The sequence below is a fragment of the Bacillus sp. LQ16 genome (assembly GCF_057784645.1).
Map to the genome: position 1 here is coordinate 4,335,871 of NZ_CM173491.1, position 25,694 is coordinate 4,361,564.

22 protein-coding genes and 1 other annotated feature are annotated in these 25,694 nt (G+C 37.0%); of the genes, 5 read left to right on the forward strand and 17 right to left on the reverse strand.

Annotated elements, in window-relative coordinates:
• Positions 1–58 precede the first annotated feature (58 nt).
• The 9 genes from AC3EMB_RS21870 to hemA all read right to left on the reverse strand — a co-directional run bounded on the left by AC3EMB_RS21870 (position 59) and on the right by hemA (position 11,557).
• Entirely contained in the window at positions 59–2,704 is a 2,646-nt protein-coding gene (locus AC3EMB_RS21870) for a valine--tRNA ligase (protein WP_488517266.1), read from the reverse strand.
• Between the two features lie 37 nt (positions 2,705–2,741).
• Positions 2,742–2,973 (reverse strand) — a binding site (T-box leader).
• A 217-nt stretch (positions 2,974–3,190) separates the two neighbouring features.
• Complete coding sequence (gene ysxE / locus AC3EMB_RS21875) at positions 3,191–4,216, reverse strand: spore coat protein YsxE (protein ID WP_000350660.1); 1,026 nt, start codon at positions 4,214–4,216, stop codon at positions 3,191–3,193.
• 66 nt (positions 4,217–4,282) lie between these two features.
• Positions 4,283–5,293 (reverse strand): stage VI sporulation protein D, encoded by a 1,011-nt coding sequence (gene spoVID, locus AC3EMB_RS21880; protein ID WP_003271973.1) that lies wholly within the window; start codon positions 5,291–5,293, stop codon positions 4,283–4,285.
• Between the two features lie 82 nt (positions 5,294–5,375).
• Positions 5,376–6,662: a glutamate-1-semialdehyde 2,1-aminomutase gene (gene hemL / locus AC3EMB_RS21885; protein ID WP_000712942.1), complete on the reverse strand. Its 1,287-nt coding sequence runs from the start codon at positions 6,660–6,662 to the stop codon at positions 5,376–5,378.
• The gene (gene hemB / locus AC3EMB_RS21890) at positions 6,662–7,651 is read right to left on the reverse strand and encodes a porphobilinogen synthase (protein ID WP_001087056.1); all 990 of its coding nucleotides are present in this window, start codon (positions 7,649–7,651) and stop codon (positions 6,662–6,664) included. The genes hemL and hemB overlap by 1 nt, the downstream gene beginning before the upstream one ends.
• 20 nt (positions 7,652–7,671) lie before the next feature.
• Positions 7,672–8,424 carry a uroporphyrinogen-III synthase gene (gene hemD, locus AC3EMB_RS21895; RefSeq protein WP_098679244.1) on the reverse strand — a complete coding sequence of 251 codons (753 nt, stop codon included), beginning with the start codon at positions 8,422–8,424 and terminating at the stop codon, positions 7,672–7,674.
• A gap of 2 nt (positions 8,425–8,426) precedes the next feature.
• Positions 8,427–9,356, reverse strand: coding sequence for a hydroxymethylbilane synthase (gene hemC, locus AC3EMB_RS21900; protein WP_016080168.1), 930 nt, complete (start codon positions 9,354–9,356; stop codon positions 8,427–8,429).
• Positions 9,357–9,371: 15 nt separating this feature from the next.
• Positions 9,372–10,205 carry a cytochrome c biogenesis protein gene (locus AC3EMB_RS21905; RefSeq protein WP_000009005.1) on the reverse strand — a complete coding sequence of 278 codons (834 nt, stop codon included), beginning with the start codon at positions 10,203–10,205 and terminating at the stop codon, positions 9,372–9,374.
• A 17-nt stretch (positions 10,206–10,222) separates the two neighbouring features.
• Positions 10,223–11,557: a glutamyl-tRNA reductase gene (gene hemA / locus AC3EMB_RS21910; RefSeq protein ID WP_000547868.1), complete on the reverse strand. Its 1,335-nt coding sequence runs from the start codon at positions 11,555–11,557 to the stop codon at positions 10,223–10,225.
• A 415-nt stretch (positions 11,558–11,972) separates the two neighbouring features.
• On the opposite strand from hemA, the gene AC3EMB_RS21915 reads away from it, so the two are divergent.
• A complete protein-coding gene (locus AC3EMB_RS21915) occupies positions 11,973–12,425 on the forward strand; it encodes a MarR family winged helix-turn-helix transcriptional regulator (protein WP_016080166.1) in 453 nt (150 codons plus the stop codon).
• 2 nt (positions 12,426–12,427) lie between these two features.
• Positions 12,428–12,844, forward strand: coding sequence for an organic hydroperoxide resistance protein (locus tag AC3EMB_RS21920; protein WP_000359774.1), 417 nt, complete (start codon positions 12,428–12,430; stop codon positions 12,842–12,844).
• A gap of 34 nt (positions 12,845–12,878) precedes the next feature.
• On the opposite strand, the gene ysxC is transcribed toward AC3EMB_RS21920, so the two are convergent.
• The 7 genes from ysxC to AC3EMB_RS21955 form a co-directional block, all read right to left on the reverse strand.
• Positions 12,879–13,475: a ribosome biogenesis GTP-binding protein YsxC gene (gene ysxC, locus AC3EMB_RS21925; RefSeq protein WP_000869118.1), complete on the reverse strand. Its 597-nt coding sequence runs from the start codon at positions 13,473–13,475 to the stop codon at positions 12,879–12,881.
• Complete coding sequence (gene lon / locus AC3EMB_RS21930; RefSeq protein WP_000097288.1) at positions 13,472–15,802, reverse strand: endopeptidase La; 2,331 nt, start codon at positions 15,800–15,802, stop codon at positions 13,472–13,474. Before lon ends, ysxC begins: the two co-directional genes overlap by 4 nt.
• Positions 15,803–15,984: 182 nt before the next feature.
• Positions 15,985–17,655, reverse strand: coding sequence for an ATP-dependent protease LonB (lonB, locus tag AC3EMB_RS21935; RefSeq protein WP_000119173.1), 1,671 nt, complete (start codon positions 17,653–17,655; stop codon positions 15,985–15,987).
• Positions 17,656–17,761: 106 nt separating this feature from the next.
• Positions 17,762–19,021: an ATP-dependent protease ATP-binding subunit ClpX gene (gene clpX, locus AC3EMB_RS21940; protein WP_000472289.1), complete on the reverse strand. Its 1,260-nt coding sequence runs from the start codon at positions 19,019–19,021 to the stop codon at positions 17,762–17,764.
• Between the two features lie 264 nt (positions 19,022–19,285).
• The gene (gene tig, locus AC3EMB_RS21945) at positions 19,286–20,563 is read right to left on the reverse strand and encodes a trigger factor (RefSeq protein WP_353810681.1); all 1,278 of its coding nucleotides are present in this window, start codon (positions 20,561–20,563) and stop codon (positions 19,286–19,288) included.
• A 309-nt stretch (positions 20,564–20,872) separates the two neighbouring features.
• Positions 20,873–21,871, reverse strand: coding sequence for a hypothetical protein (locus tag AC3EMB_RS21950; protein ID WP_000358255.1), 999 nt, complete (start codon positions 21,869–21,871; stop codon positions 20,873–20,875).
• Positions 21,872–22,068: 197 nt separating this feature from the next.
• Positions 22,069–22,317, reverse strand: a complete 249-nt coding sequence (locus tag AC3EMB_RS21955; protein ID WP_001983650.1) for a hypothetical protein — start codon at positions 22,315–22,317, stop codon at positions 22,069–22,071.
• 519 nt (positions 22,318–22,836) lie between these two features.
• Here AC3EMB_RS21955 and AC3EMB_RS21960 point away from each other — a divergent pair.
• The gene (locus AC3EMB_RS21960; protein WP_000473869.1) at positions 22,837–23,451 is read left to right on the forward strand and encodes a PH domain-containing protein; all 615 of its coding nucleotides are present in this window, start codon (positions 22,837–22,839) and stop codon (positions 23,449–23,451) included.
• An 84-nt stretch (positions 23,452–23,535) separates the two neighbouring features.
• On the opposite strand, the gene AC3EMB_RS21965 is transcribed toward AC3EMB_RS21960, so the two are convergent.
• Complete coding sequence (locus tag AC3EMB_RS21965; protein ID WP_000124460.1) at positions 23,536–23,736, reverse strand: hypothetical protein; 201 nt, start codon at positions 23,734–23,736, stop codon at positions 23,536–23,538.
• Positions 23,737–24,360: 624 nt separating this feature from the next.
• Here AC3EMB_RS21965 and AC3EMB_RS21970 point away from each other — a divergent pair.
• Both AC3EMB_RS21970 and AC3EMB_RS21975 read left to right on the forward strand, forming a co-directional pair.
• The gene (locus tag AC3EMB_RS21970; RefSeq protein WP_423115121.1) at positions 24,361–25,314 is read left to right on the forward strand and encodes a WXG100 family type VII secretion target; all 954 of its coding nucleotides are present in this window, start codon (positions 24,361–24,363) and stop codon (positions 25,312–25,314) included.
• Positions 25,315–25,326: 12 nt separating this feature from the next.
• On the forward strand, positions 25,327–25,683 hold the full coding sequence (locus AC3EMB_RS21975) for a DUF6572 domain-containing protein (protein WP_001173693.1): 357 nt from the start codon (positions 25,327–25,329) through the stop codon (positions 25,681–25,683).
• Positions 25,684–25,694: the final 11 nt, after the last annotated feature.

A 25,694-nucleotide genomic window follows, 5' to 3' on the forward strand; every position in this document is an offset into this window, starting at 1 on the left:
GTTCTATTATACGCAAAGAAAAGAGACTCACCAATATAGTGAGTCTCTAAAAATATTTTTACTTTTCAAGATCTGCTAGACGTTGACGAACTGCTTCGCGTTTTTCTAGGTAATCTTGCTCTTTCGCACGCTCTCCTTCAATAACCGCTGCAGGAGCTTTCGCTACGAAACCTTGGTTAGAAAGTTTCTTCTGTACACGTTCTACTTCTTTATCGAACTTCTCAAGTTCTTTCTCAAGACGAGCTCTCTCTTCATCAAGATTGATAAGATCAGCTAACGGTAAGAATAACTCTGCACCTGATACGATTGCAGTCATTGCTTTTTCTGGCGCTTGTAAGTCCGTTTGAATTGTTAATTCGCTTGGGTTACAGAAACGCTCAATGTAAGAGCTATTTTTCGTAAGTTGAGCAAGTACAGCCTCATCTTTTGCTTTAATTTGCATTTGAACTTTTTTGCTTATTGGCGTATTTACTTCTGCACGAATATTACGAACAGAGCGAATGATATCAACTAGAAGGTGCATTTCTGCCGCAGCTTCCGTATCTTGTAAATCTTCGCGAACTGTTGGCCACGCAGCTACTGTAATAGATTCGCCTTCATGCGGTAAATGTTGCCAAATTTTCTCTGTTACGAATGGCATGAATGGGTGTAATAGACGCATTGTTTGATCTAATACGTAAGCTAAAATAGAACGAGTCGTTTTCTTAGCTGCTTCATCTTCACCGTATAGTGGAAGTTTCGCCATTTCAATGTACCAGTCACAGAAATCATCCCAAATGAAGTTGTATAATGAACGACCAGCTTCACCGAACTCATATTTATCCATGTTACGTGTTACACTCTCGATTGTTTCGTTTAAGCGAGTTAAGATCCACTTATCTGCAACTGATTTTTCACCAGTTAAATCGATTTCTTCATACTTCATATCATCCATGTTCATTAATACGAAACGTGATGCGTTCCAAATTTTATTAATGAAGTTCCAAGTAGATTCTACTTTTTCCATGCTGAAACGTAAATCTTGACCTGGTGCACTTCCTGTTGATAAGAAATAGCGCATTGCATCTGCACCGTACTTCTCGATAACATCCATTGGGTCAATACCGTTACCAAGAGATTTACTCATCTTACGACCTTGCTCATCACGAACTAAACCGTGAATTAATACATCTTTAAATGGACGCTCGCCTGTAAACTCTAAACCTTGGAAAATCATACGAGATACCCAGAAGAAGATGATGTCATAACCCGTTACTAGTGCATCTGTTGAATAGTAACGTTTGAAGTCTGCTGAATCTTCATTTGGCCAACCAAGTGTTGAGAATGGCCATAGCGCTGAACTGAACCATGTATCAAGTACGTCGTTATCTTGATTCCAGTTTTCAATATCTGCTGGTGCTTCTGTACCTACGTATACTTCACCAGTTTCTTTATGGTACCAAGCTGGAATACGGTGTCCCCACCATAATTGACGAGAAATACACCAGTCATGAATATTTTCCATCCATCGTAAATATGTGTTTTCAAAACGCTCTGGTACGAACGTTACTTTTTCTTCTTCTTTTTGTTGAAGCGCTACTGCTTTTTCAGCAAGTGGAGCCATTTTTACGAACCATTGTGTTGATAAGTAAGGCTCAACAACTGCACCGCTACGCTCACTATGACCTACTGAATGCATATGTGGCTCGATTTCTACTAATACGCCAGCTTCTTGTAAGTCTTTCACTAATTCTTTACGGCATTCGAAACGATCCATACCGTTATATTTACCAGCTTTTTCGTTCATCGATCCATCTTCGTTCATTACTAAGATGCGTGGTAAGTCATGACGGTTACCTACTTCAAAGTCGTTCGGGTCATGAGCTGGTGTAATTTTTACAACGCCTGTTCCGAAGTCTTTTTCTACGTACTCATCAGCAATAATCGGAATCTCACGACCTACGATTGGAAGTGTAACTGTTTTTCCGATTAAATGTTTGTAACGATCATCTTCTGGATGAACTGCTACCGCTGTATCACCAAGCATCGTTTCTGGACGAGTAGTAGCAAGGCGAATGTGACCTGAACCGTCTGTTAACGGATAGTTCATATGGTAGAATGCACCTTGAACTTCTTTATGAATTACTTCAATATCAGAAAGAGCTGTGCGTGTTGCTGGATCCCAGTTGATAATATATTCACCGCGGTAAATTAAGCCTTTTTCGTATAATTGAACGAATACTTTATTAACCGCATCAGATAAACCTTCGTCTAATGTGAAACGTTCGCGAGAATAGTCTAGTCCTAAACCGACTTTCCCCCATTGTTGACGAATGTGAGAAGCGTACTCTTCTTTCCACTCCCAAGCTTTTTCAAGGAATTTCTCACGGCCAAGATCGTAACGTGAAATACCTTCTTCACGAAGTTTTCCTTCTACTTTCGCTTGTGTTGCGATACCAGCATGGTCCATTCCTGGAAGCCATAGCACATCGTAACCTTGCATACGCTTCGTACGAGTTAAAATATCTTGAAGAGTTGTATCCCAAGCATGACCTAAGTGTAACTTACCAGTTACGTTCGGAGGTGGAATTACAATTGTATACGGTTGTTTCTTCTCGTCTCCTGTTGCTTCAAAATATTTGCCTTCAAGCCACCATTGATAAAGGCCTTCTTCAACGGACATATGATCATATTTAGTTGGTAAATTCTTTTCCGTGTTTGACATTATTTTCCCTCCTTAAAATAAAAAATGTCCCTCATCCAAAAAGGACGAGGGACATCGCGGTACCACCTTTATTTACAAACAAATTCATAATTTGCTTATACTCTTAATTTGATAACGGACAAATCCGTCTTTTCCTAATGAGAACTATTCTGTTCAGAAAAGATGCTCCAGGGCTACCTTCTAACATAACTATCTAGAGAATCTCCCAGCTACTGATTCTCCTCTCTGAAGACGTTTCATGTTATACTCTTCCCCTTCAAGGCATTTATATGATTGTTAATTATTATATACAATAGTGTAAAAAACGAAACCTTATTCGTCAAGATAAATTTAAAACTATGACTTTTCGGGTGAATATAAAGAAGATAAGTAGCATTCTCTACTTATCTTCTTTATCCCGCTATTTGCGGGCAATAAGACCCCACCTCAAAATTCAGCTGAAGCAAAGAAGTTAGGTTGGAGCCACCCGCTGATTAAAGTTTTACTTTACCCGTTCCCTTGCTGGGCAGCTTGTAATTGTGACAGGAAATATTCTATATTGCTAACGAGCCAATGCGATTGTTGCAAACTCTTTACTCCGCGCAGTTCATTTTCCTCGTTGCGATTATCTCTTCTTTTCTTATAAGACTGGATTTGCCGAATAAATTGCGATGGATACGTCATATACGCAAACATAAGTAGTTGCTCTTCTTTCGTAAAAGGGAAATTTTTTTGATACATTTGAAACCATTCAAACCGATCACTTCTTGCGATTGGATATGTGTTTAAAGACCGTGAATAAAAACCTACTATATCTTGCACAGGCGTTGCAAACTTCGATTTTTCCAAACTAATAAAATAGCCATTTCGCTCATAGTCAAATAAAAAATGATTAAGTGACACGTTACCATGCACAAAAGTAATACGTGTTTTCTCTTTTTCTTTCATCGCATCGTTCCACTCATTTAATTGCTTCGTTGCAAATTCACGCGCTCTCATTACATGATGATAGTACGTACAATATTGTAATTCAAACGGGGACATATACCATTTTGATTCAGATTCTACGAGAAACTCTTCTAACATCTCACCATCATTTTCCCAGCGATCGGATATAGTTGTATAATGTTTTTCTAAATCTTCTTCCGTATATGTTTCTTCCTTCACAGTTTTTTGATGCAACGTTCCAAGTGTCTGAAACATTTTATGGTATTGATCATTATCCTCGCCGTTTCCTTCTGCACGTTCTAACCAAGGCATTAAATAATAATTATACGTCCCGTCACTTAAAATATAATTTCCATCCGTCGCGTGGTATATAGGTACATAATTTGAAAAACCTTTCTCCTTCAAATATTGAATATGATGCAGAAAATTATTCCGCTCTAACTTTCTGCCTTCTATTTTCTTGAGTGCATATGGACCTTGATTCGTATAAATTTTCATTACGCTTCCGTGCTCTTCCATATGCTGCGTATCCAATCTATATTGCCTCACGATAGGTTCATAGTGATTTCGTAATTCAATATCCATACGAATAACCCTTTCTATTCAAAACATAGCCTCTAAGAAAAGAAGCGAGTGAAAACACTCACTTCCTTATTTCGCCTTTACCCTTGAAACCGGAATATAAATAATTTGCCCCGTATTTAAAAATATATCTTCTGTTTGATTGACACGGCACACATTTTGCACAGACGTTTCATAACGTTCTGCAATAGATTCAATTGTATCCCCTTCTTGCACGAAATACATTCTTAACTTTGTAAATTCTTCTTCCGGTTCTTTCGTAAATAGTTTTGTTAAATAAAGCGCATTTTCATCTCGCTGTGAGTACTCTTCTTCTTGTTCTTCCTGCTTTTTCGCTTTTTCTTTCTTGAAATCTTTTCGCCCAAACAATTCAAATTGCGGCGTTGTTTCTTGCTCCTCTTCACGCTCCACAAATTCATGTTCCTCTATCTTCTCTTCTTCTAATTCCTGCTCTTTTCTTTCCTCTAATTGGAACGGTTCAAATGCGTAATCTTCCCACTCATCTGATTCCTTATATGCTGGTTCTTCTACATGCGGCGCCGGTCTATTTTCATCCTCTTGCGCTGAATCTTCTTCTAACTCGGCATACACCGTTTCTTCCTCTTCAGCTTCATCCTCGTTTCTCTCTTCATCACACAAACCGGTAATAGATATATCCGCTAATAATTGTAAGCAACCATTTTCCTTTAATTCATAATCAAATTCCTCAATTGATACATATAGCTCTTCAATTACTTTCACTCGATTTCTCGGAATTGATATTTCAAGCGGAAAGGAATGAACAAGTTCATTAACCCCATCTTCCCTTGTTTCTACATAATCAATTGACTTTGCTGGCGATAGTTCTCTTAATGAATACGCCGAATCATCTTTTCGTGCAACATACTCTCCCGTTAAATCTAATTGCCCTCTCACGATTACTTCATGATCAAGCTCTTCTATCTCAACGTCTGGATCTAACGAAATTGACAAAAGTTCATCGACTTCCTGTCCCTTTTGGAACCAAACAGATTCTTTTAATGAAAATCGTAACGAATGATCTGCAGCCACTTCTTTTCCCCCTCCCAAACTATATGTCATTACAGATTTATGTAGGGAAAGCTTACTTTATGAATAAAAAAAAATCGCCCCCCCTTATGGAGAGCGATTTTTCTCTAATACATTATTTTAATTTTGACATTGCAATTTCAGCTGCTGCAATCGTCGCCTCAATATCTGCGTCACTATGTGCTGTCGATAAGAATAAACCTTCGAATTGAGATGGCGGTAAGAATACACCTTGTTCTACCATTTCACGATAGTAAGCCGCAAAGAATTCTAAGTTTGAAGATTTTGCTGCATCGTAATTAATAACGGGCTCATCTGTAAAGAAAATACCAATCATAGAACCTGCACGGTTAATATGATGTGGAATGCCATGTTTTTCAGCTGCTTTACGTAATCCAGCTTCCAACATTTCTGCTTTACGCTCAAATTCTACATATGATTCTGGCGTTAACTGTACTAACGTTTCATAACCTGCTGCCATTGCAAGTGGATTACCTGATAAAGTACCAGCTTGGTAAATCGGTCCGCTTGGTGCAACTTGGCGCATAATTTCTGCTTTACCACCGTATGCTCCTACTGGTAAACCACCACCGATTACTTTACCTAAGCATGTTAAATCAGGTGTTACGCCATAATAACCTTGGCCACAATTATAAGCTACTCGGAACCCTGTCATTACTTCATCAAAAATAAGCAATGCACCGTTTTGTTCTGTTACTTCACGAAGACCTTCTAAAAATCCAGGCTGCGGAGGAACAACCCCCATATTTCCTGCTACTGGTTCTACAATTACACAAGCAATATCATCACCGAATTGTTCAAACGCGTATTTTACGCTTTCTAAATCGTTATAAGCTACTGTAATCGTATTTTTCGCTACACCTTCTGGTACACCAGGACTATCTGGTAAACCTAAAGTCGCCACACCAGAACCAGCTTTAATTAATAGCGAATCACCATGACCGTGGTAACAACCAATAAATTTCAAGATTTTATTACGACCTGTATAACCACGAGCTAAACGTAGTGCACTCATTGTTGCTTCCGTTCCAGAGTTAACCATACGCACAATCTCAATTGATGGCACGCGCTCAATAACAAGTTTTGCTAATTTATTTTCAATTTCTGTTGGTGCACCGAAGCTTGTACCTCTTTCAGCAACAGATTTTAACGCTTCTACAACACGATCATTTGCATGACCATGAATTAAAGGCCCCCATGATAATACGTAGTCGATGTATTCATTCCCATCAATATCATATACTTTAGAGCCTTTTCCACGCTCCATAAACAACGGATTCATCCCAACAGATTTAAAAGCACGAACCGGGCTATTTACGCCACCAGGCATTAAGTCTTGTGCCTCTTCAAACGCCGCAATCGATTTATCAAACTTTTTCATTATTTAGCGCCTCCTTCTTGTAACCATTTTGCTGCATCTTTCGCATGATACGTAATAATTAAGTCTGCTCCTGCACGTTTCATACTAATTAATTTTTCAAGAACAACTTCTTTTTCATTAATCCAGCCATTTTGCGCTGCCGCTTTAATCATCGAATATTCACCACTTACATTATAAGCGACGACTGGTAAATTAAAGTTATTTTTCACATCACGAACGATATCTAAGTAAGAAAGAGCTGGTTTTACGATTAAGAAATCTGCACCTTCCATTACATCTGATTCTGCTTCACGGAATGCTTCCATACGGTTTGCCGGATCCATTTGATATGTTTTACGGTCACCAAATTGCGGTGCACCGTGCGCAGCATCACGGAATGGTCCATAAAATGCTGATGAATATTTCACAGCGTACGACATAACTGGCACGTGTCCAAAACCATTTTCGTCTAATGCATGGCGAATTGCTGTTACGAAGCCGTCCATCATGTTTGATGGCGCAATAATGTCCGCTCCTGCTTTCGCTTGACTTACAGCTGTTTTCGCAAGAACTGCAAGAGACTCGTCATTTAAAATAATACCATCTTCAATTACACCGCAATGACCATGGCTTGTAAATTGACATAAACATGTGTCTGCGACTACTACTAGCTCAGGGAAATCACCTTTAATTTGCTGAATAGCACGTTGTACAATTCCATGATCACAATATGCTGATGATCCAACTTCATCCTTTTCAGCAGGTAAACCAAATACAATAACAGAACGAATACCTAAATCAACAACTTCTTGCATTTCAGCTTGCAATAAATCTAAAGAAATTTGATATACGCCTGGCATAGAAGGAACTTCATTACGAACATTTTCACCTTCTAATACAAAAATAGGGTAAATAAAATCTTCCGTATGTAAAAACGTTTCACGCACAAGCGCACGCATGCCCCCGCTTTGTCTTAAACGACGATGACGATTAAATTGTAAAGAGTTCATAGATTTCTATCCCCATTCTTTCATTTTATAGATTCACAAACACATTGTAGTAATGCTTCTACAGTGTACTCTTTCGGCACAATAACAGACGGAAAATAACGACTTGCCTCTTTTTCCGTAATAGGTCCTATACAAGCAATTGTACATTTTTTTGTCCATTCTCTCCAGTTTGCACCCTCAAGTAAACGAACAAAACTAGTAACAGTTGAAGGACTCGTAAATGTAATAATGTCTACTTCTCCTAACTTCAACGCTGCTATAAGCTCTTGCTTTTTTTCTACATTCACTTTCGTACCGTATACGATCAACTCATCTAGAGAAACACCAATTTCACGCAGTTTAACTGGTATTACATCTCTTGCTAAATTGCCTTTTGGAAATAAAATACGTTCGTTTCCATTTAATTCTTTTAGAAACTCTTCGGCAAATGCTTCTGCAACAAATGAATTCGGGACAAAATGAACTTGATAGCCCCTTTTTTCTAACTCTAATTTTGTTTTCACACCTACCACAGCGATTTTAATGGTTAGTGGTAGTTTCTTTTTTAAACTATCTAGAAAAAAAGCTACACCATTTCTGCTCGTAAAAATAACCCAGTCGTATGAATGTAGCTGCTCTTCAATATGTTGAATTTGCCTATGAGACATACCTTCCATACGCAAAAGCGGAATTTCCAATGGAATTCCGCTCTTTTCTTTCACTGCTACACTCATTTGTTTCGCTTGATGCTGGGCACGTGTAATCAATACCGTTTTTCCAGCGAGAGCGTTCATATTTATTGTTGCTCCTTATTTGCAGCAAGAATGAGTTCTTTGGCGCCTTGTTTAATTAAACGGTCCGCGGCCTCTAATCCTACTTCTTCAGGATTAGTACCCACTACTGTCTCTTTTAATAAAACAGAGCCATCCATAGAGCCGACAAGAGCTGTTAATTCGATTGCATCGTTTTCTGTAAGGGTTGCATATCCAGCGATTGGAACTTGGCATCCACCTTCAAGTTTATGAAGAAATACTCGCTCCGCTGCCACTGTTCTTTCTGTTATCGCATCATTAATATGCGCTAACAATTGCAATAAATCCTTATCATCCTCACGACATTCAATCGCTAATGCACCTTGTCCTACAGCAGGTACACATAACGTTTCATCTAAATGTTCTGTAATAACTTCATCATCCCAGCCCATTCTTTGTAATCCAGCTGTCGCTAAAATAATCGCATCGTAATCTTCTTCTTTTAATTTACGTAAACGTGTATCGATATTCCCGCGAATCCACTTCACTTGTAAATCTGGTCTCGCAGCGAGTAGCTGTGCACTACGTCTTAAACTACTCGTACCTAAAATAGCACCTTCCGCTAACTCTTTAAACGATGCTCCATTTTTTGAGATAAAAGCATCCCGAGGGTCAACACGCTTTGGTGTACAGCCAATCATTAAACCTTCTGGAAGTACGGCCGGCATATCTTTCATACTATGTACAGCCATATCGATTTCTTTCGTAAGTAACGCATGCTCAATTTCTTTAACGAACAAGCCTTTTCCGCCTACTTTTGAAAGAGTAACATCTAAAATAACATCACCTTTTGTGACAATTTCTTTCACTTCAAATTCATATGGTAGACCTAGCGCTTTTAACTGATCAATAAACCAGTTTGTTTGCGTTAATGCTAGTTTACTCTTTCGTGACCCTACAATAATTTTGCGCATAATTCTCTCTCCTCATTATAAATACCAAAAGTGGAAATTGGATAAACTGCTTAATAGAAAAATGTTTACTAGCATTACGAGAAACGATCCGATATTCCACTGTACAATTTTCTTACCTTGCAACACATCTGCCGCTCGTAAATATAAACCTGTGCAATACACAAATAGAACGACAAAAGATCCGATTACTTTCGTATCATACCAATGGAAATTGTCCAATTTTGTATATCCCCATATACACCCCAATAAAATTGCTAGTAAGAAAAATGGAACAGAAAATAAATTTAATCCGTAAGACGTAGATTCAAGCTTCGGTAAATTCCCTAACCTTCTTAATCTCGCATTCCACTTTTTCTTTTTTAATAGGCGATATTGCAGTAAATACATAATAGAAAAAATAAACGATACCGTAAACGTTGCATAAGAAATAATCGCCATTCCAACATGCACGTATACAAGTTCTGAAACTAATTGCTCTGCAAGTACTGGCGACATCTTTCCGAGCGGTGTAAAAATAGAAAAAGCGCTTACGCCAAATGCAACAACATTTGTAAAGAAGACTAAAAAGTCAACGCGCATAAATCGATTTATGACTAACGACATCGTAATCAATAACCAAACATAAAAATAAATCCCTGATAATAAAGTTAAAATGGGATTCGTTTCTGAATCTGTCGCCCTAAGCAACATAAAAATAGACTGCAATACCCATACAATCGAAAGTAACCAAAAAGCAAATCGGTTCGCCTTTCGGTTACTTTGGAAATAATCTATAAAATATAAACTAATGCTACAAGCATATAAAATAATTGCAATATGATAAATAATACTGTTATTTAAAAAACTCATCCGATCATCCTTCCAAATTATAAAGATGGAACGGATGGTGTCCACACTCTTTTATGTTCTACTTCTTCCGCACGACTCTCTACTTCTTCCGTTTCTAAATCAAAAATCTTTGCAAATAACGCTAGTTTTTCGCTCGCTCCCTCTTCAGCAGCTATTTCTTTTGCTACTAAAATTGGGTCTTTTAATAATTGATTAATAATACTTTTCGTATGCTTACTAATAACTTTTTTCTCACGATCACTAAGGTTTGGTATTTTTCGCTCTAGGCTTACCATCGTTTCACTTTGGATTGCAAGTGCCTTATCACGAAGAGCTGATATTAATGGAACAACACCAAGTGTACTTAACCACGTTTTAAATAGAACAATTTCCTCTTCAATCATAAATTGAATTTTCTCTGCTTCTTTCAAACGCTCAGCACGGTTTGCCTCCACTACTCCTTGCAGATCATCAATGTCATACAAGAAAGAACCTTCTAGCTCATCAATCGCTGGATCAATATCACGTGGCACTGCAATGTCAACCATAAACAAAGGACGACCAGAGCGCATTTTCTCCACCTTTGTCATCATCTCTTTCGTAATGACATACTCAGATGCACCAGTTGAACTAATTAAAATATCTGCTTCTAATAATGCACATTGTAATTCGCTTAATGATTTTGCATGTCCCATATATTTCTCAGCCATTACTTCTGCTTTCGAAAGCGTCCTATTCATAACTGTTACTTTACGAGCACCACTTCCATATAAGTTTTGCAATGCAAGTTCGCCCATTTTACCAGCACCAAGAATAAGCACGTGACAATCCGTTAACTCGCCAAATATTTTCTTTCCAAGCTCAACAGCAGCATAACTAACAGACATCGCACTTTCACCAATTGTTGTTTCTGAGTGGGCACGTTTTGCTAATGTAATGACTTGCTTAAACAATTCATTAAAAATTGTGCCTGTTGCTTTAACTTGTTGTGCTTCTAAAAAGCTATCTTTTATTTGGCCTAAAATCTGTGTTTCTCCCACTACCATAGAATCTAAACCGCACGTTACGCGGAATAAATGGTCTATTGCACCATCTTGTTCAAAAATAGTTAAATATGGTGCGACTTCTTCTATTTCAAGCTGAAACCAATCAGCTAAAAATTTCTTAATATAATACCGTCCCGTGTGTAATTGATCGACAACAGCATAAATCTCAGTGCGATTACAAGTTGATACAATGACATTCTCTAACACGCTCTTTTGATTTTGTAATGTAGTCATCGCTCGCTCTAGCTCTGCTGCCTGAAATGTGAGTTTCTCACGAAATTCTACAGGGGCTGTTCGATAATTTACACTAACAACAAGAATATGCACGCAGCATGTCCCCCTTCACCCGTTTTATCACTTTATCTACTATCATAATACAACTTTCCTCTTATGAATCTGACAATCGTGTGAACAACCGATTATTTTTTAATTATTCTCCGTATGTAATAAAGGAGATTCAGCAAACTAATAAAAAAACTTCTACTTTATAATGATTATAAATTAATAACTCTATTTGTACGTTACCAAAAAAAGTCCTCATAATCAAGTGATGGAAACTATTCCATATAAATTATAACATCATCTTTCCTATCTTCTTTCATCATGAAGGAAAATATGTATGATTGTTCCAAAATGTAGCAAACACTTTCTCAATACAATGTATTTGACATTTTATTTCTTTTTCGTTATATTGATTTTACAAAATTAAATTGTGCACAACTTAATAAGAAGGGAGTTATGTATGACAGAGGACTCTTTGCATCTAGATAACCAACTTTGTTTTTCTATTTATGCCTGTTCTAGAGAGGTTACTCGTTTTTATCGACCTTATTTAGAAGAGATGGGTATTACGTATCCCCAGTACATTACTTTACTCGTACTATGGGAGCAAGATGGACTAACAGTAAAAGAAATTGGAGAGCGTCTATTTTTAGATTCCGGTACGTTAACACCTATGTTAAAACGAATGGAATCATTAACACTTGTAAAACGTGTTCGTTCCAAAGAAGACGAGCGAAAAGTTTGTATTGAATTAACAGAACAAGGTAAAAATTTAAAGGAAAAGGCTTGTTCATTACCGACAACAATGGCTACAAACTTAGGAATTACAGAGCAAGAATATCGCTCTTTATTAATTCAACTAAATAAACTAATTGAAACAATGAAAACAATTAATGATGGAAAAGGGGAATAAATATGGATAAATTATATACTGCTTCAGTAACAGCAACAGGTGGAAGAAATGGGAAAGTAGTTTCAGATGATGGCATATTAAATCTTGATGTGAAAATGCCGAAAGCACTAGGTGGTGCAGGTGGAGAAGCAACAAATCCAGAACAACTATTTGCAGCTGGTTATGCAGCTTGTTTCGATAGTGCATTACAACTTGTCATTCGTACAAAACGTATGAAAGTAGAAAGTACAGAAGTAACCGCTCACGTTTCTATCGGAAAAGATACAGATGGTGGTTTTGGCCTATCTGCCGTGCTTGATGTACATGTCGCTGGCGTTTCACATAGCGAAGCACAAGAACTTGTAGAAGCGGCTCACGGTGTATGTCCTTACTCTAAAGCAACACGAGGTAATATTGAAGTTACATTAAACGTACGTTAACAGCTTATATAAAGAAAAAAACGCGCGACATTCGTCACGCGTTTTTTGTTTTTGTCATTTTATGAATTGCCTTCCACGCTTCTTCTTTTCCAAGTCCTGTTTCAGAAGAGAATAGAACGATTTCATCGCCAATTTCAACAGCAAGCGTTTCTTTTACAACTTTTAAATGCTTTTGCCATTTCCCTTTCGGGATTTTATCAGCTTTCGTCGCAATAATAATTGTTGGGATTTCATAATGCTTTAAGAAATCATACATCATCACGTCATCACTTGTCGGTTGGTGACGTAAATCAACTACTAATACAGCTGCGTCTAATTGCTTACGCGTTGTAAAGTACGTTTCAATCATTTTCCCCCATGCCGCGCGCTCCGATTTAGACACTTTCGCATATCCATAACCTGGAACGTCAACAAAATGCATCATCTCATTGATCAAGAAAAAGTTCAGCGTTTGCGTTTTTCCTGGTTTAGAAGAAATACGCACTAACTTTTTACGATTTAAAATTTTATTAATAAAGGAAGACTTCCCGACATTTGAACGACCTGCTAATGCAATTTCTGGTAAATCACTGTCTGGATATTGTTCTGGTTTAACAGCACTAATTACAATATCTGCTTTTGTTACTTTCATTGTTTCACTCCTACTAATGCGTGCTCCAATACTTCATCTAAATGAGATGCAAGCACAAACGTAAGGTTTTCTTTTACGCTCTCTGGAATATCATCTAAATCTTTCTCGTTTTCTGCTGGCAAAATAATTTTTGTTAAGCCTGCGCGGTGAGCACTTAATGTTTTTTCTTTTAAGCCACCAATTGGTAATACACGACCACGAAGTGTAATTTCACCTGTCATACCTACTTCTTTACTTACAGGAATACCTGTTAGTGCAGAAATAAGTGCCGTTGCCATCGTAATACCTGCTGACGGTCCATCTTTCGGAACTGCTCCTTCTGGAACATGAATATGAATATCATTTTTCTCATGGAAATTCGGATCAATCTGAAGCTCTTCTGCACGAGAACGTATATAACTAAACGCAGCTTGTGCGGATTCTTTCATAACATCCCCAAGTTTCCCTGTTAAAATTAGTTTCCCTTTTCCTGGCGCTACAGAAACTTCAATTGCAAGTGTATCGCCGCCTGCTGCTGTGTAAGCTAGACCTGTTGCCATACCAACTTGGTCTGTTTTTTCAGCTTGCCCATAACGGAATATGTGTTTACCAAGTAAATCAACAATCTTTTTCTCTGTCACAACGATACGTTTACGTTCTGCTGTAACGATAATTTTCGCTACTTTACGGCAAACTTTTGCAATTTGGCGTTCTAGCGTACGAACACCAGCCTCACGTGTATAATAACGAATAATTTCAAGAAGCGCTTCATCACGTACTTGTAAATTACCTTTTCGTAAGCCATGCTCTTTTAATTGTTTCGGCAATAAATGCTCACGAGCAATGTGTACTTTTTCAAGTTCTGTATAGCCAGCAATCGAAATGATTTCCATACGGTCAAGTAACGGACCTGGAATACTTGAAAGTGTATTAGCAGTTGCTACAAACATAACTTTCGATAGATCATATGGTTCTTCAATGTAATGATCACTGAAGTTATGGTTTTGTTCTGGATCTAATACTTCAAGTAATGCTGCTGATGGATCTCCACGGAAATCGTTAGACATTTTATCAATCTCATCTAATAAGAAGACTGGATTAACTGTTTTCGCCTTTTTCATACCTTGAATAATGCGTCCTGGCATTGCTCCAACATATGTACGGCGGTGACCACGAATTTCAGATTCATCACGCACACCACCAAGAGATACACGGACAAAGTTACGATTCAATGATGTTGCAATTGAACGCGCTAACGAAGTTTTTCCGACCCCAGGAGGGCCTACTAAACAAAGGATAGGTCCTTTTAATGAATTCGTTAACTTCTGTACAGCTAAATATTCAAGTACACGCTCTTTCACTTTTTCAAGACCGTAATGATCGTTATTTAAAATCTCTTCCGAATGAGCAAGATCAATTATATCTTCTGTTGCCTCTGTCCACGGAAGCGCTAATAACCAATCAATATAATTGCGAATAACACCACTCTCCGCAGAACTTGCTGGTAACTTTTCATAACGATCTAATTCTTTCAGCGCAGCCTTCATTGTTTCTTCAGGCATTCCTGACTGTTCAATTTTTTCACGAAGTTCTTCTACTTCTCCGCCCTTACCTTCTTTGTCGCCAAGTTCAGTTTGAATCGCCTTCATTTGCTCACGTAAGAAATATTCTTTTTGCGTGCGCTCCATTGAACGTTTCACTTGTTGCCCAATTTTCTTTTCTAGGCTAAGTAACTCTTGTTCATCTTGAATAATTGAAATAAGTGTATGTAATCGTTCTTTTACAGATACAATCTCTAGAATCTCTTGTTTCTGCTTCGTTTTAATCGGCAAGTGAGAAGCAATTAAATCAGCTAATCTCCCTGGTTCCTCTACATCAGCTACCGTTGCAAATGTTTCATTTGAAACTTTTTTCGAAACTTTAATATATTGTTCGAAATGCTCCAGTAACGTACGCATAAGAGCTTTCTCTTCTAAATCATCTTCTACTTCTTCAGTTACCGTTTTAATAGACACTTGTACTACATTTTCTTCTTCGATAAACTCTATTACTTCTGCTCTATGTAAACCTTCCACAAGGACACGAAGCGTACCGTTCGGCAATTTTAGCATTTGCTTTACTTTCGCCACTGTACCTACACTATATATGTCATCTTCTTTCGGATCATCGATATTCATTTCTTTTTGCATTGCTAAAAAGATGATATTTTCATCCATTGCCGCCTGCTCTAGTGCTTGTATCGATTTATCACGTCCTACATCAAGATGCAAAACCATCGTTGGATATACGAGAACGCCTCTTAATGGTAGGAGGGGCACGATTCTTTCGTTCGTATTCATACTAGACATAGCACCTCCATAATAAATTAAACTCCTGTTCAACTATTTTATATTACAATACACCTAGATGCAATTGCTGAGATTCCTCGCAATTGTAAATAGCTTGTTTTTCTACCTCACGAAAAGAAAAAAGACTCCGATTAAGCATACAAACTTAAACGAAGTCTGGCAAATTTTATTATTGTTTATTTTTACATAGATTGTGCATCTGTTTCGTCTACGTTAGTATGTACATCTAGCTCTCTATGCATATTTTCTTGCATAAACGTTAACTCAAATACTTCTTTTAATTTACGGACAGGAATAATTTCGATTCCCTTTATCGTATACAAAAATGGTTGCATATTTTCAGCAGGAATAATGACTTTCTTAGCTCCCGCTTTTTTCGCAGCTTTTATTTTTGCGTACACGCCACCAATAGGCTTTACTTCTCCATGTATACTTATTTCACCTGTCATCGCTACTTCATTATTTACATATGTGCGATGCACCGCAGAATATACACCTGTTGCCATAGCGATTCCTGCAGAAGGTCCATCAATTGGGATACCACCTGGAAAATTAATATGTATATCGTATCCTTCTGGCAACACATCTAAAGAACGAAGTACTGTTAATACATTATCAACAGAGCCTTTTGCCATACTTTTACGGCGAATCGATTTCGTTTGACTACCAATACTTTCTTCTTCTACAATTCCGGTAACATTTACCGATCCTTTATCTTTCGCCGGAATTGCTGTTACTTCAATTTCTAATAACGCACCTGTATTTGGTCCGTATACAGCAAGACCATTTACAAGACCAATCCTTGGAATCGGATAAATGTGCTTTTCGTATTTCGGCGTAAGCTGACTTGAGTGAACAACCCACTCTATATCTTCATCTTTAATGAAAGAACGTTCTTCATTTATCGCCATACCAGCAGAAATTTGTACGAGATTAATCGCCTCTCGTCCATTTCTTGCATACATCCCAATCATTTCAATACCATTTTCACCTATTTGCATTTCCACTTTTTCCGCGGCGTTTTTCGCTACTTTTTGAATCTCTTCCGTATCTAATTCACGGAAAAATACTTCTAAGCAACGTGACCGAATAGCAGGAGGAATTTCCTCTGGCGAACGTGTCGTTGCTCCAACTAAGCGAAAATCTGCCGGTAAGCCTTTTTGGAAAATATCATGTATATATGTTGGGATCATCGTATTTTCTTCACTATAGTACGCACTTTCTAAAAATACTTTTCGATCTTCTAACACCTTTAACATTTTGTTCATTTGAATCGGATGGAGTTCGCCAATCTCATCAATAAACAAAATACCACCATGCGCATCTGTTACAGCACCTTTTTTCGGTTGCGGAATACCTGCTTGCCCCATCGCCCCAGCACCTTGATAAATCGGATCATGCACCGAACCAATTAAAGGGTCTGCGATACCACGTTCATCAAACCGAGCTGTCGTCGCATCAAGTTCAATAAATGTTGCATTCGTACGAAATGGAGATTTAGGATTTCGTTTCGCTTCTTCTAATACAAGACGTGCTGCCGCTGTTTTCCCAACACCTGGCGGGCCATATATGATTACATGTTGCGGATTCGGACCACAAAGAGCCGCTTTTAAGGACTTAATCCCGTCCTCTTGCCCTACAATATCTAAAAAGGTTGTAGGACGCACCTTTTCTGCTAGCGGCTCTGTTAAAGAAATCTCACGCATTTTACGAAGCTGTTCTAATTCTTTTTTCGATTCTCGATCAATTGAAACTTTTTGTGTTCGTTGATTTCGAAGTAAATGCCAGAAATATAATCCGACAATTACACCAAAAACAAGTTGAACAACTAAAAATATATTTGTCCAGCTCATTATTTATTTCCTCCCGCAATATTTTATCTCTTAGTATTTCCGCGGAGGAACGTAGCTAAACATAAAGAAAAACAGCAATTATAAAAATTGCTGTTTCCCTTTCGCATTATGCAGATGTTTTTGTATCAAGTACAGTACCGTCTTGTAACACCAATTTTGGCGGTTCATTATCAGCTACTGTTTCTTTTGTAAGAATACACTTCTCGATATCTTTACGAGATGGAAGTTCGAACATTACATCAAGCATTAAGCCTTCAATAATAGAACGAAGTCCACGAGCACCCGTTTTACGTTCAATTGCTTTTTTCGCAATTTCGATTAGTGCACCTTCTTCAAACTCTAACTCAACATCGTCAAGCTCCAATAGTTTTTGGAATTGCTTAACAAGTGCATTTTTCGGTTTCGTTAAAATATCAACAAGAGCATCTTCATCAAGTGGCTCTAGGTTCGCAATAACTGGAAGACGACCGATAAACTCTGGAATTAAACCAAATCTTAAAAGATCCTCTGGTAATACGTGAGATAAAACATGCTTCTCATTTACATCAGCATTTTTCTTCTCAGAACCAAATCCAATTACTTTCTCACCAAGGCGACGTTTAATAATCGGCTCAATGCCATCAAACGCTCCACCACAAATGAATAAGATGTTCGTTGTATCAATTTGAATAAACTCTTGGTGCGGATGCTTACGACCACCTTGAGGTGGAACGCTTGCTACAGTACCTTCTAAAATTTTCAGAAGTGCCTGCTGCACACCTTCACCAGATACATCACGTGTAATTGATGGATTTTCGGACTTACGTGCCACTTTATCAATCTCATCAATATAAATGATTCCTTTTTCCGCTTTCTCTACATCATAATCAGCTGCTTGAATTAATTTTAGTAAGATATTTTCTACATCTTCCCCAACATATCCAGCTTCTGTTAAAGATGTTGCGTCCGCGATTGCAAATGGAACATTTAGAATACGCGCTAACGTTTGTGCAAGTAATGTTTTACCACTACCTGTTGGCCCGATAAGTGCGATATTACTCTTCGCTAATTCTACATCATCAATTTTGCTGTTAGAATTAATGCGTTTGTAATGGTTATATACCGCTACCGCTAGTGCTTTTTTCGCGCTATCTTGCCCGATGACATACTCATCTAAGATTTCACGAATTTCTACCGGTTTCGGTACATCTTTGAATTCTACTTCTTCGTCCTTCGCAAGCTCCTCTTGTACAATTTCAGTACAAAGTTCGATACACTCGTCACAAATGTAAACACCTGGACCTGCCACTAACTTTCGAACTTGCGTTTGTGTTTTACCACAGAAAGAACATTTTAATTGCCCTTTTTCATCATTAAATTTAAACATATTTTCACACCCCTTACAAAGTGCTAACCTCTTGCCTTCGTATGTACACGATAAATGTATCGTATGTAAATACATATTATGTCACTACGTGGCGAGAAATACAAATAATATGACTAGTTATGTACAAATAAAAAAATTTTAAAACTTTTGAAATATGTATATTCGACTTGTAAAGGAACTTTTCCTTCTCCATCGAAAAGTTTTATAAATATATTTCTATATTTATAAAACAAGGCACGATTAAAATCGTGCCTTGTTATTTTATTATGCAGCGTTTTCTACTAAGAAGTCTACAGCTTTACGCACTTTAAGATCTTCAGCTAAAGCGTCTACGCTTCCAAGAGCTTGCTTGATAGCGTCTACTGGCATACCGTACATTTCAGCCATTTTTTCAACTTCTGCAGTTACTTCTTCTTCAGTAACTTCGATGTTTTCAGCTTCAATGATAGCTTCAAGAACAAGATTGATTCTTACACGTTTTTGTGCATCTTCTTTCATTTGCTCTTTTAATTTGTCAGCGTCAGTACCTGTGAATTGGTAGTAAAGCTCAAGGTTCATACCTTGTTGGCTTAAACGTTGCTCGAATTCACGAACCATACGATCTAACTCAGTGTTGATCATAGCTTCTGGAATTTCGATTTCAGCGTTAGTAGCAGCTAATTCTACTACTTCGTCACGTACTTTGTGCTCAGCTTCGTGCTTTTTGCCTTCTTCTAAGTTTGTGCGAAGTTTTGCTTTTAATTCATCAAGAGTTGCAACCGCTTCGTCTGCTTCTTTAGCGAACTCGTCGTTTAACTCAGGAAGTTCTTTTGTTTTGATTTCGTGAATTGTTACTTTGAATGTTGCTGGTTTGCCAGCTAATTCAGCAGCATGGTACTCTTCTGGGAATGATACTTCAACGTCTTTAGACTCACCAGATTTAAGACCGATTACTTGCTCTTCGAAACCTGGGATGAATGTACCAGAACCGATTGCTAGAGAGTAGTTTTCGCCTTTTCCGCCTTCAAATGCTTCGCCATCAACGAAACCTTCGAAGTCGATTACAGCTGTATCACCGTTTTCAACAGTTCCTTCTTCTTTAACAACTAGTTCAGCTTGACGCTCTTGTAAAGATTTTAATTCGTTCTCTACATCTTCGTCAGTTACAGTTGTTTCAACTTTTTCTACTGCTAAACCTTTGTACTCACCTAATTTAACTTCAGGTTTCACTGTAACTTTTGCAGTGAAGATAAGGTTAGCATTTTTTTCGAACTTCTCGATGTCGATTTCAGGATGATCAACTGGGAAGATACCAGCTTCTTCGATCGCTTCACCGTATGCTTTTGGTAAAATGATATCTAAAGCATCTTGGTATAAAGATTCAATACCAAAGCGTTGTTCGAATAATGGACGAGGCATTTTTCCTTTACGGAAACCTGGTACGTTAATTGTTTTTACTACTTTTTTGAACGCAGCGTCGATAGAGTTGTTTACTTCTTTAGCATCAACTTCGATTGTTAAAACGCCAACGTTACCTTCTAATTTTTCCCATTTTGTAGACATTTATTCTTTCCCTCCAACTATAATAATGTATGCACATACCTCTATAGATTAAGATCTTCATTATCTCTTTTTTGAAATAACAAATACACAAATAATCCTCTAGCAAAAGCTTTCAGATATAATGTTCCAATCTACTAATTGCCCAGAAGACAACTACGGTATATTTTGTTCGAGAATAATATGAAACATATTAAGTAAGAGAATTACACTTCTCTTCTCTTACAAACAGGCAGATTTCTGCCTTTTGCAACCCTTACATTATAACATAGAATATGCTCGTTTCAAGAACTGAACGATTCTTTTTCATAATTATACGGGCAAATATCCTTCTCTTTCAACACGTAATAACCATTGATAGGCAATATGAAACTCTTCCAATTCGATATTATATGCTGCCATAAGCTCTTCTTCATCTATAGCCAATCCGAAACGCTTTCTTCCAATTCTCTCTAAAACAGCTGACCAAATCTCTTCTTTATCCATTAATAGAGCGAATGGGAAAACGCTAATTTGCAACTCTTTCCAATATGTAACCATTGCTTCAAATATATCGGGATAATTTTGCTCTAATCGGCTTGATAATTTATGTATAATGTTATTGGATTGCTCCTCATTATGACCTGTAAATGCTGGAATCACCTTAATCGTATTTCCAAACTTTTCTACCTCTATTTCTTCTTCTACCTGACTTTCTATCATTTTATACAAAATAGAAGTTTTCAAATAGGGGTGCTGCTCTTCGTCTATTAAAAATTTCTTTAAAACAGGTAATGCAAGATCTAAGTCTTTTAACGAAAGTCGCTGAATCGCTCTTAGCTTCTGTCCAAAGTTTTCTCCAAAAATTTCATTAGTAAACTCATCCAATTCAAAATTTGAATCCACTAGCGATGCATCTCCCTCATTTAGCATACCTTCTGCAAATAAAGCAAGCTGCGCTAATTTTTCCTTTTGATCAGGCATTATATCTTTCGTTTGTAAAACCTTTTCAACAGTTTCAATAACACCTTCATAATCATTTGTTTGAACTAAAATAGTTACGTACGTTTCAAGAATATCACCAAATAAGACAACTCCTGTTTTAAGCAACTGTTCACATTTGTCTTTCGCTTCTTCCATACGTTTTAATTCGAGTAAACAAATAACTGAAGCTAATTCCGTTTGTTCCGTTTCCGCATTATACTGACGTAATATTTCAAAGCAACGCAATGCATCTTCGAATTCCCGCTCTTTCAGCGCTAAAAAACCTTCATCAATATAGCGCTCTGATAGTTGTGGAAACAATACGACCGTATTTTCTTTTTTATCCATACGTCCGCCTCTTTTTCTTGATTTTAATTATGTTCAAAGTAAATATATCAAATGCGTAATGAGAACACAACATCCCTAAACTATTTGTTTGAAATATGAAAATATTTAATTTTTACATTCCAATACGAATAAATTTCTACTAAAAATTAAAATTGTACAAATAAAAATCCCCAGCAACAAGCGCAGAGGATTCATCATTAATGGAAAGCTTTTATAATTGTGGGGTATATTACAAGGGTAATAATTTGGAGAACAATAATTGCCATAACAATCATGCTAAAATAGAAGATTGGTTTACTTCGCTTCATTAAAAACATAATAATAAGCATCGTACAAGCAAACAAACTTAAGAAGAACAAACTTGTTGTCGAACTAAGTATACCACTTGGGACAAAGAACAATAACACTACACTACAAGTACCTATAATTCCAAATAACCATTCCATTCATTCACTCATTCCCTTTCCCTCTCATGGCTGTTTTCTCTAAGCGATCAAATGTTTCACAACATCAACTACATACGTTAATTTCTCATACGCTACAAATCCAAAAGCAACCGTTAAGCCCGTTACAACTAATCCTTTCATCATTTCTTCCTCCTCGTTTTATCGTTGTTATCTTCATTATAAAAGATTAGCAATTTCTTACCATCGAACTACCTTACAGTTACCTTACAGAATTGTAAGATTTCAAAAAGAGATTGAAAAACACCTCATATCGCTTGAGGTGCTTTCACGGAATTTCTCTATAATCACTTGTAAAATCAACTTTTTTCTTTTAGTTATTTTTGGACGAATCGACTCTTAAACTAATAGATTTAATAAATAATTTAGAATCAAAATAATTATTCGTTACTTTTCTTAACTTACTTTCAGATATTTTCGTATTACAAGAAAACAACGGGTGAAAATCGTGTTAATATATTTTTGTACAATTAAGAATTTAATTTACAAGGGGGATTATATATGTTTAAAAAAATGGCGGCAGATGTATTAGGACTAAGCGATGTAGGTTCTGTCATTACACCTAAAGACTATGATAAGGTCGATGCTGATGATTATGTGATGCATGAAGATGGGGAGAAAATTTACTTTCTAATTAAATCCAAATCAGATGAATATTGCTTCACAAACAAAGGGTTAATTCACTTAGACGGTACAAGCGCAACAAGTAAAAAACGTACACTACGCCGCTTTAGTTATAGCAAATATCAAATTAAAAACGTAGCACTTGAAACTGCAGGAACAATTGATTTAGATGTAGAAATTAAGTTTCAAATGGGCGATGAACATTACTCAATTGATGTTCATAAAAAACATATTGAAGAATTAAAAGATTTATATAAGGCTTTACTTAAAATCGAAGAAATTTCATACGACAACGATATTACATTACAATATGCACATAAAAGTTTAGATATGGCATCTAATGCCTTTAGCCGTATTTCAAACGCACAAGTAAACTTAGCAGAGCAATTTAAAGAAATGAACGAGATTGCCTTTAACTGGCTTGTTGATACGAAGAAACAATATAATGTGAAAGATTATGGTTTTGTATTTGAAAAGTTTATTAATAATTAAACAAAAAACCTTGTTATCAAAAGATAACAAGGTTTTTTTAGCGTCCTAGGAGAGATGAGAACTCCCACTCCGGCCATTTCCGTACTATTTTATATATTTTGATCGCAGTCTTAATATATCTTCGCCCTCGCGAATGCCTGCTGATCCCTTCCTCACATTTTTTACAACAGTCCAATTCGGGTTAGTTTCATCACCGATGTTCTGTACTGTAAAATTGCCATCACCATATTTCCGGTGACCTTCTGCCAATTTCTCCGTTAAATCATTCTCGTTTGATCTCGCCATCTTTGCGCCATCTCCCTTTTTTATACGACCTTCTTAAACCCTCTAACCAATCACAGGTCCAGTCAATTGGAGATTCTCGTTTTCCGCTTCTATTAATTGTAACACACTGCCGGGGATAAGTTCCGACAATCGATGCTCAATCTTACTAGAATGGTAAAAAGTTTTAGAACATTCTAAGTAAAAAATTAGGATAATACGGATATGGATTTGAGTTCCATCATAAGCCTATTGATTCTTTAAATTAAATACTATGAGGAACAGGGCGCATAAACGGCGCTCCTTTTATTTAAGAAAAAGAATTACATATAACTGCTTAATATCGAAGGAACGGTTACAGATATTAAGAATGAGCTACAATTATAACCCAAACTAGACGCGAAACTTATAAGTAATCACTTCTTGTGATAATCTTTCACTCGTATTAATTATGCTATTTTATTCCTAACCCCATCTCTTACACCAAAACATCAATTTTTAGCGTCCCAAGAGAGATCCGAACTTCCGGCCCACCTATTATCTACAATATATAAGCGATTCTTTCATGGCTTGTTTAACATACACTGGCTAATGTATAGATATGGTATAATTTTCTTGTGAAAATATTATAGGAGAAGCAGGGATGGTATGGTACAAATAAAAGTAACACCTGAACGTCTAGAGCAAGTAGCCAAGACGGTAAAGAACGTACGGTACACCTTAGAACAAATACATAATGGTTTATACAATCAAACAGAACATATTGCCGCAAACTGGGCAGGAGCAACTAGCCAACATTTCTATCAAATGTTTAACGAAGCTAAACCAAAAATGTTCACAGTTTTAACGGAATTCGATAAAATAGCTACCGAATTAGAAAGAGTTGCGGAAAAGTTCCGCACGGCAGATGCTGAGTACGACGGCAATCTAGTTGAAAGTGAGATTATAGCTAATACCCCTTCTTCAGAAAATAACAACACATCACCTGGTGCATCTTCTTCGAAAAAAGATGGTGAAAGTTTAGAGAAAGTTACTAGAGACCTAGTGGGCGAGTTATCGGGAGAATACGATGTACGACGTGTTATAGAAGGTGTTGATCCCGATACTGGCGAAAAACTTTCATGGTGGGAACGCACTGGTGCTGGTGTCATGGTTTTTGCGGGGCTTACGCCTGTTGGTAAGGGAATAAAAGTAGTCAAAGGCGCAAAAAAAGTTTCCAATGCAATAGATGCAGCAGCCACACTAGAAAAACAACGGAAAACTTTAAAAGCTAATAGCTTAGCAGGTAAAGAATACGAAACAAAAATGTTCGAGGTTATAAAACAACAAAAACCTAAATCTGAATTGAATGAACAAATAACCGTACAAACAAAATCGGGCGTACGCACTCGTATAGATATAGGAGGCAAGGACGCAAATGGCAAGATTGACTTAGTAGAGTTAAAATCTTCACCTACTGCACCTCTTACTAAAAATCAGAAAAAAGCCTTCCCTGAAATTGCGGAATCAGGTGCAATAGTTAAAAGTAGGAACAAACCACCATTTGAACATTTAGAAGAGATTCCACCAACGAAAATAAATGTAATAAGAAAAGAAGAATAAGGAGGCTTTTATATGGCATTACATGATACGGATCAAGTCGATTTAGTTTTAATAGATGAGGATAATAAAGATAATGTATACTTAACAATCTTTGATGCTTTAGAGTGGAATAAAAGCGAGGAACTTGACGATGAACACATTTTACTTTTACAAGACAAAATCAATACATATTTAGGATTCATTGAAAGTGATGAAATCTACGAAAAAGTTCCAAGTACAATAGGAAGAACACATTTCATTATACAAGTGTATTCGCAGAATGAACCTAGTTTTTACGGGAAAAAGTTTTATAATATTGTAAGTGAACAATTAGGAGAATCTGGATATGGATTTGAGTTCCATCATAAACCTATTGATTCTTTAAATTAAATAAGAGGAAT